The 7,373-nt window shown below is 47.6% G+C and carries 13 protein-coding genes and 1 pseudogene; 12 read left to right on the top strand and 2 right to left on the bottom strand.

From position 1 onward, the window contains the following. Positions 1-129: pseudogene (locus RIG66_RS00440) on the top strand (IS630 family transposase); the annotation flags it as partial. 223 nt (positions 130-352) lie between these two features. On the opposite strand, the gene RIG66_RS00435 reads toward RIG66_RS00440, so the two are convergent. Both RIG66_RS00435 and RIG66_RS00430 read right to left on the bottom strand, forming a co-directional pair. Next, a complete protein-coding gene (locus RIG66_RS00435) occupies positions 353-877 on the bottom strand; it encodes a helix-turn-helix domain-containing protein (RefSeq protein ID WP_446374147.1) in 525 nt (174 codons plus the stop codon). Further along, complete coding sequence (locus RIG66_RS00430; protein ID WP_446374155.1) at positions 874-1,062, bottom strand: DUF6932 family protein; 189 nt, start codon at positions 1,060-1,062, stop codon at positions 874-876. Before RIG66_RS00430 ends, RIG66_RS00435 begins: the two co-directional genes overlap by 4 nt. A 149-nt stretch (positions 1,063-1,211) precedes the next feature. Here RIG66_RS00430 and RIG66_RS00425 point away from each other — a divergent pair, with 149 nt between their 5' ends. The 11 genes from RIG66_RS00425 (at position 1,212) to rpsQ (ending at position 7,269) form a co-directional block, all read left to right on the top strand. Beyond that, positions 1,212-1,409: an Hsp70 family protein gene (locus tag RIG66_RS00425; RefSeq protein WP_446374145.1), complete on the top strand. Its 198-nt coding sequence runs from the start codon at positions 1,212-1,214 to the stop codon at positions 1,407-1,409. 518 nt (positions 1,410-1,927) lie between these two features. Continuing rightward, entirely contained in the window at positions 1,928-2,563 is a 636-nt protein-coding gene (rplC, locus tag RIG66_RS00420) for a 50S ribosomal protein L3 (protein WP_446374153.1), read from the top strand. A 94-nt stretch (positions 2,564-2,657) separates the two neighbouring features. Continuing rightward, positions 2,658-3,290 (top strand): 50S ribosomal protein L4, encoded by a 633-nt coding sequence (gene rplD, locus RIG66_RS00415; RefSeq protein WP_446374143.1) that lies wholly within the window; start codon positions 2,658-2,660, stop codon positions 3,288-3,290. Next, entirely contained in the window at positions 3,283-3,588 is a 306-nt protein-coding gene (locus RIG66_RS00410) for a 50S ribosomal protein L23 (RefSeq protein ID WP_446374141.1), read from the top strand. The genes rplD and RIG66_RS00410 overlap by 8 nt, the downstream gene beginning before the upstream one ends. Positions 3,589-3,731: 143 nt before the next feature. Further along, entirely contained in the window at positions 3,732-4,595 is an 864-nt protein-coding gene (gene rplB, locus RIG66_RS00405; RefSeq protein ID WP_446374139.1) for a 50S ribosomal protein L2, read from the top strand. Positions 4,596-4,635: 40 nt separating this feature from the next. After that, positions 4,636-4,911: a 30S ribosomal protein S19 gene (rpsS, locus tag RIG66_RS00400; protein WP_446374137.1), complete on the top strand. Its 276-nt coding sequence runs from the start codon at positions 4,636-4,638 to the stop codon at positions 4,909-4,911. Positions 4,912-4,968: 57 nt separating this feature from the next. Beyond that, positions 4,969-5,331, top strand: coding sequence for a 50S ribosomal protein L22 (gene rplV, locus RIG66_RS00395; RefSeq protein ID WP_006100589.1), 363 nt, complete (start codon positions 4,969-4,971; stop codon positions 5,329-5,331). A 59-nt stretch (positions 5,332-5,390) separates the two neighbouring features. Next, complete coding sequence (rpsC, locus tag RIG66_RS00390; RefSeq protein ID WP_446374134.1) at positions 5,391-6,116, top strand: 30S ribosomal protein S3; 726 nt, start codon at positions 5,391-5,393, stop codon at positions 6,114-6,116. Between the two features lie 82 nt (positions 6,117-6,198). Beyond that, positions 6,199-6,612: a 50S ribosomal protein L16 gene (gene rplP, locus RIG66_RS00385; RefSeq protein ID WP_446374132.1), complete on the top strand. Its 414-nt coding sequence runs from the start codon at positions 6,199-6,201 to the stop codon at positions 6,610-6,612. A 6-nt stretch (positions 6,613-6,618) separates the two neighbouring features. Then, complete coding sequence (gene rpmC / locus RIG66_RS00380; protein WP_446374130.1) at positions 6,619-7,014, top strand: 50S ribosomal protein L29; 396 nt, start codon at positions 6,619-6,621, stop codon at positions 7,012-7,014. A 6-nt stretch (positions 7,015-7,020) separates the two neighbouring features. After that, positions 7,021-7,269, top strand: coding sequence for a 30S ribosomal protein S17 (rpsQ, locus tag RIG66_RS00375; protein WP_446374128.1), 249 nt, complete (start codon positions 7,021-7,023; stop codon positions 7,267-7,269). The last annotated feature ends 104 nt before the right edge of the window (positions 7,270-7,373 follow it).

The raw sequence follows: 7,373 nt of genomic DNA, 5'->3' as shown, positions 1-7,373 counted from the left end.
ATCAGGAAATTTTATCATCTTTGTAGCTCTTTTAAAATAGTTAAGTGGCTATTTAAGTTTTTTGCTGATGGTCAAATATTCGATTTTCCAAAAACTTTTCAGTATGGAATTTTGCCACAATCTATTTAGGATTGCTATATAGGATCAATGGGTGGTAGAAACCGTCCTCCTTCAACAGTCGTTAAGTTAAACTCTTTTTTAGCTTTAGCTAAGGTGAAACTACTGTATGCCATCGTTTAAATATTACGAATTTGATTTAATCGTCCATACACCTGCTCTTCAAGGGTAATGATCGTCACAGCAATTGTTTAAGTGATACTTGCACGGGTAGCGATCGCACAATCTAATACTCTCAATTCCTACGGCTTTGCTCCCGATTTGTTGTCTGAGACGTTAGCAATTCTTCTTTAGTAATCGGAGTTCTTCTCAGCGTATCTAAAGGAATTAAAAACTCCCCGTTTTGAATTTTAATGTCTAGGGCATCAATCACAAATCTGACATCCAGGAAACTGGCATCTTCATAATCATTACCTTCATAGCGTTTGATTTGCTCTTCTGTCAGTCCAGCTAAGTTCGCTAGTTCTTGATGGCTGAGTTTAGCCGCCATACGCGCTTTAATTAAAACTTGCGGTAAATAGTCAATATCGTCGAGCTTCAGTACGATAGGGCTGTGGCGATCGTGGGATGTAAGTCTTTCATATTCAGCGATTTCTGCTTTTAATTTATCGAGATGAGATTGTAATGAACTTCTCATCACCTCCCAGCCGTCAGGGTCATTTGTTTTCCTGGCTTCATCTCTCTCTATTGTGGCTATAGATTTTTCAAATTCTCCGATCAGTTCCTGAGTAACTGTATACTCTTTTCCATCTTTAATCATAAGATCAACCTCACTAAATCTATGGCAATAATCCCTTTTTTATTGTACTTTCTATCTTGCTGAAATAATTCAAAAGAATCCATTCCGTAATTGCCGATGGGTTGGTCTGATGGAAAGATTTCACCTCCATATTTAGCTTTCTGTCCAGCACGGTCATAATAATTCAGTAATCGAGGAGCATGAATTCTGAGATAGTCTATTGCCGTTTTCGTCGAAGTCTGGAATCACTCCCTTACACCTGTTCCACAAATTAACAAATTAATTGTCCAGCTTTTGAGCGTACCATTTAAGGTGGAGGCTTAGACCAGGTGCAATTGAAGAAGTACAGCGTAAAGTGGCGGTTCAAATTGGGGAACAACGGTTCACCCCACCTCAGATTTCTGCTCAGGTTCTGGTTAAGCACGATGCTGAAACTGTCTTGGGTAAGCCAATCTCCCAAGCGGTGATTACAGTTCCCGCCTATTTCAGTGAGTCCCAGCGTCAAGCCACCAAGGAAGCGGGAGAACTGGTTGGCGGGTTCCCCGGATTGTGAATGAGCGTGCGGCTTTCCAGGCTGGCTGGCTCGGATGCATAAAATTGTCGCCAATTTCCTAGACAAAGCTAGAGAATTATTCTATACTGAGCAATTGTGACCAAATTGCCAGGTTGCGCGATCGCGACTTACTCGATCGCAACTTAGGTCAACAGAAGCTGTGGTCTTGGATTTATCCAGTCAAACCACCAAGTTGAGGTATGCTAGTTCTACTGTAGAACTACAGTGAACTCAGATCAAAAAGCCAGATAGCTCTTGTAGTGGCAGCTTCTGACCTTTGGCACTTGCACTGCGCCTCGTGGGGATACTGAGGAGATAACTCTTTAAGTCCCAGCGTTCAAAGGCGACGCGGTTAGTCAGGACTAACCAAAATTTCCACAACTAACCAGGCAAGAATTAACCTCAATCGAGGAAATCCCTGTCGATTAGTCAGGAAGATAACCTGCTGAGGTAGAGCGGATTCACTTGTGAATCAACGCCAAATTTGCCTCGCTGTACCGTCTAGAAAGGAGAAGCCAGTGTCTGTCGGTATCCTCGGCACGAAACTCGGCATGACCCAAGTCTTTGACGAGGAAGGACGCGCCCTTCCTGTCACAGTCGTTCAAGCGGGTCCTTGTCGGGTGACTCAAATCAAAACCAAGCAAACGGATGGCTACAGTGCTGTACAACTGGGCTATCACGAAGTTAAAGAAAAGGCAGTTAATAAGCCAGAAAAGGGGCATTTAGCCAAATCTGAGGCTCCCCCTTTACGTCACCTGCGCGAATATCGCCTAGATAGCACCGACGAATTCCAACTCGGTCAAGTTATTAATGCGGAGATATTTAGTGCGGGTCAACTGGTTGATGTCTCTGGAAAGACCATTGGTCGTGGTTTTGCTGGCTATCAAAAACGCCATAACTTTAAGCGCGGACCGATGGCGCATGGTTCAAAAAACCACCGCTTACCCGGTTCCACTGGTGCTGGAACAACGCCCGGTCGTACCTTCCCAGGGAAGAAAATGGCGGGTCGTTATGGTGGTAAACGTCAGACCATTCGCAAACTACAGGTGGTGCGCGTAGACACAGAGCGAAACCTACTGATTATTAAAGGGGCAGTTCCCGGTAAGCCAGGAGCGCTTTTAAATATTGCACCCACGAATAAAGTCGGGCGATAGTCATGCATTGTTGATTGTTGATTGTTCATTATTCATTGTTTATGCCCACCGATGAATCATGAACAACCAGAATAAAGACTAAGGACTAAAAACTATGGTCGATTGTATAGTGCGAAACTGGCAAGGGGAAGAAGTGGGACAGGCAACCCTAGAGCTGAAAGTCGCCAAAGAAGATAGTGCGTCTCACATTGTTCATCGAGCATTAGTCAGACAAATGACCAATGCTCGTCAAGGAACCGCATCCACAAAAACCCGCGCCGAAGTTAGAGGCGGCGGACGGAAACCGTGGCGGCAAAAAGGAACGGGTCGCGCTCGGGCTGGCTCAAACCGCTCACCCTTGTGGCGAGGTGGGGGCATCATCTTTGGTCCCAAGCCTAGAGACTATAACCTGAAGATGAACCGCAAAGAGCGGCGCTTGGCATTGCGAACAGCATTGCAGGGTCGAGCGGAGGATATGATTGTCGTCGAAGAGTTTGCCGATCAACTGCCCCGTCCTAAAACCAAAGACTTGATGGACGCGATCGCGCGTTGGGGAATTGATCCCAATCAAAAAGTCCTGTTGATTCTACCACAACCCGCACAGCAGGTTTATTTATCAGCGCGTAATGTGCCAAGCATCAAGCTAATCTATGCTGATAGCTTAAATGTCTACGATGTATTGAACGCTGACAAAATTGTCACCACCAATACAGCCCTTGCCAAAATTCAGGAGGTTTACAGTGACTAAATCGATTAACCCCCGAGATCTGGCAGACATGGTGCTGCGCCCAATTGTGACTGAAAAAGCCACGTTGCTTTTAGAAGATAATAAATATGTCTTTGATGTGGTTCCCAAAGCCACTAAACCTGAAATCAAAGCGGCAATAGAAAGCCTTTTTGATGTCAAAGTTACGGGTGTAAATACCTTAATGCCACCTCGCAGAAAGCGTCGCGTCGGCAGATTTATCGGGTACAAGCCCCAGTATAAACGGGCAATTGTCACCTTAGCTCCTGAAGACTCAATTACGTTGTTCCCAGACGTATAAAACAATGGTGAGTGTTGAATGTGTCGGGGCGGGTTTGACTACTATCTTTTATTACCCAATCCAGATGCAACTAAACCCGCCCCGACCGAGTTTTCAGGGACAAATGACGAATGACGAATGACAAATGACTAAAGGATAGTTTTATGGGAACTCGTAGTTATAGACCCTATACCCCTAGTACCCGTCAGGTTACGCTCTCAGACTTTGCGGAGATTACCCGCGATGAACCAGAAAAATCGCTAACGAAATCTAATCACCGTCCCAAGGGTCGCAATAATCGGGGGGTGATTACCAGTCGGCGTCGAGGAGGTGGACACAAGCGCCTCTACCGGATCATCGACTTTCACCGGAACAAGCACAATATTCCGGCTAAAGTAGCATCCATTGAATATGACCCTAACCGGAACGCCCGGATTGCCCTGCTTTACTATCAGGATGGCGAAAAACGCTATATTTTGCATCCGGCTGGTTTAGAAGTAGGCGCATCTGTGATTTCTGGACCCGATGCTCCAATTGAGGTGGGTAATGCTTTACCTCTGAGCAATATCCCTCTAGGAACCAGCGTGCATAACGTAGAACTGGTCCCCGGAAAAGGCGGTCAAATCGTCCGTGCGGCTGGGGTGAGTGCCCAAGTCGTTGCCAAAGAAGGAAAGTATGTCACGCTGAAGCTACCCTCGACGGAAGTTCGCATGGTGCAGCGAAATTGCTATGCCACGATTGGACAGGTGGGGAATAGTGATGCTCGTAACCTCAGTTTAGGGAAAGCCGGTCGTAGCCGTCGCTTAGGACGCCGTCCTAAAGTCAGAGGAAGCGTCATGAACCCGGTTGATCACCCGCATGGTGGTGGTGAAGGCAGAGCGCCTATTGGTCGATCAGGTCCAGTCACACCATGGGGTAAACCTACTTTGGGTGCTAAAACTCGGAAGCCGAAAAAACAAAGCACGGCTTTAGTTGTCCGCCGTCGGCGCAAATCCTCAAAGCGAGGACGGGGTGGGCGTCAAGCTTAACGGTTGCATCCAATTACTGACCATTTACCATATTGAGATTATGGGTCGTTCATTAAAAAAAGGTCCATTTATTGCCGACAGTCTTCTGAGTAAGATTGAAGCCTTGAATACTAAAGGCGAAAAGCAGGTAATTAAAACCTGGTCACGCGCCTCAACCATTCTGCCGCAAATGGTGGGTCATACCATCGCCGTTCATAATGGCAGAACCCATGTGCCGGTTTTTATCAATGAGCAGATGGTGGGGCATAAATTGGGCGAATTTGCTCCAACTCGTACCTTTCGCGGTCATTCTAAAAGCGATCGCCGGGCGCGTTAATCGACGCGGAGTTGGCAGCTTTTATCTCGCTCTTCCCCATTAGAGATCACAAAAACTATGGCGACGATAGATACAACAGTAGAAACCAAAGCGATCGCACGTTACATTCGCATGTCCCCCTTTAAAGTCAGGCGGGTTCTTGATCAGATTCGCGGACGTTCCTACCGCGAAGCCCTGATTATTCTAGAATTTATGCCGTACCGGGCGTGCGAACCCGTGCTGAAAGTCCTACGATCCGCCGTGGCGAATGCCGAACATAATGCGGGTTTAGATCCAACAAACTTAGTGATTAGCCATGCTTCTGCTGATATGGGACCCAGCTTTAGGCGCTATCGCCCCAGAGCCCAAGGTCGAGCTTATCAGATTCGCAAGCCAACTTGTCATATAACGGTGGCGGTTTCACCTCAAGTTGAGGACTAGTTAATCGTCATCAATGATCACGATTGACAACGGACAAACAAAAAGTAAAGGAAGGATTCGTGGGACAAAAAATTCATCCAATTGGTTTTCGCTTAGGTGTCACTCAAGAGCATCGCTCCCGTTGGTTTGCTGATACCAAGCGTTACCCAGAAGTCCTGCAAGAGGACTACATCATCCGACAATATGTCGAAAAAAACCTGAGTAACGCCGGAATTTCGATGATCCGGATCGAACGCAAAGCCGATCAAATTGATTTAGAAGTTCATACAGCCCGACCCGGTGTCGTGGTTGGTCGGGGCGGTAGTGGCATTGAATCTTTGCGTACAGGTCTACAAGACCTTTTGGGGAGCAATCGCCAAATTCGCATCAATGTCATTGAAGTCGCTCGGGTGGATGCCGATGCGGAGCTAATTGCGGAGTATATTGCCCAACAGCTCGAACGCCGGGTGTCCTTCCGTCGAGTTGTCCGTCAAGCGATTCAACGGGCGCAGCGGGCAGATGTCCAAGGCATCAAAGTGCAAGTGAGTGGTCGCCTGAATGGGGCGGAAATTGCGCGAACGGAGTGGACTCGTGAAGGTCGAGTTCCCCTACATACCCTGCGGGCGGATATTGATTATTCCTACCGTACCGCTAGCACTACCTATGGGATTCTCGGCGTGAAAGTTTGGATCTTCAAAGGCGAAATCATTCCGTCTACCGAAGATGTCGCCCCGCAACCCACCGCTCAACCCCGTCGTCGTCAACAACGGCGTCGCCAGCAATTTGAAGATCGTTCCAATGAATAGTCTTTTGTCTTTTGTCCTGAAGCAGGTGACAACAGGCAAAGGAGAAACAATCACGACTAACTGATAACGGACAAAAATCACTATGTTAAGTCCTAAACGTACAAAATTCCGCAAACAGCATCGCGGGCGGATGAGAGGTCAAGCGACTCGCGGCAACTCCCTCAATTTTGGGGACTTTGGCTTGCAAGCGATTGAACCGTCTTGGATTACGGCGCGTCAAATTGAAGCGGGTCGTCGAGCCATGACTCGCTATATTCGCCGGGGCGGAAAAATCTGGATTCGCGTGTTTCCAGATAAACCTGTGACCATGCGTCCGGCGGAAACTCGTATGGGTTCCGGGAAAGGGTCACCTGAATATTGGGTAGCTGTGGTTAAGCCCGGTCGAGTTCTCTATGAAATCGCTGGTGTTCCCGAACCCCTTGCCCGCGAAGCCATGCGTCTAGCGGCTAACAAATTTCCCATTAAAACAAAGTTCATTACTCGTGAAGGGGAATAAGTATTTATGCCTTTGCCCAAAATAGACGACGCCAGAACCTTAAGCGATCAAGAGTTAGCGGATGAAATTTTAGCTGCCAAGCGTGAGCTATTTGAACTGCGGTTGCAACAAGCCACCCGTCGTTTGGAAAAACCCCATCAGTTTAAGCATCTCAAACATCGCATTTCTCAGATGATGACTGTCGCACGAGAACGGCAATTGGCAGCAGTGTCTGAAGAGACAACCCCACAAACGGTGAGTGATTCAGCCGATGCAGCGACAACGGCTACAGCCACGACTCAACCCCCTCCAGCCGAGGTAGAAGAGTCGGTTCAAGCCGATGAGCAAGAATCAGTGAGTGAACCCGAGGCGACTGAAGTCACCCCTGAATCCTCACCATCTGAGGAAAAAGAAGAGGAGTAAACCGCGATGGCAGTTAAAGAACGAGTTGGTTTGGTTGTGAGCAACAAAATGGATAAAACCGTGGTTGTTGCTGTCGAAAACCGATCGCCCCACCCGAAGTACGGCAAAATCGTTGTCAATACCAAGCGATACAAGGCACACGATGAAGAAAATCGCTGCCAAGAAGGCGATCGCGTCCGCATTCAAGAAACCCGACCTCTCAGTCGCACGAAACGCTGGCAGGTTAAGGATATTCTCAATAGTGCCTCAATTTAATTAAGGCGTATTGACCCTTCGCCACCCTCGAAGGAACTTGGTTTTGGGTTTTAAATGGTCACGAATCGGTGAGAAACGATCGTGAAATCCACTCAGACTTGCCT

Source organism: Coleofasciculus sp. E2-BRE-01 (genome assembly GCF_040221695.1).
GTDB lineage: Bacteria > Cyanobacteriota > Cyanobacteriia > Cyanobacteriales > Coleofasciculaceae > Coleofasciculus.
This window is presented reverse-complemented; position numbering and strand designations above follow the sequence as displayed.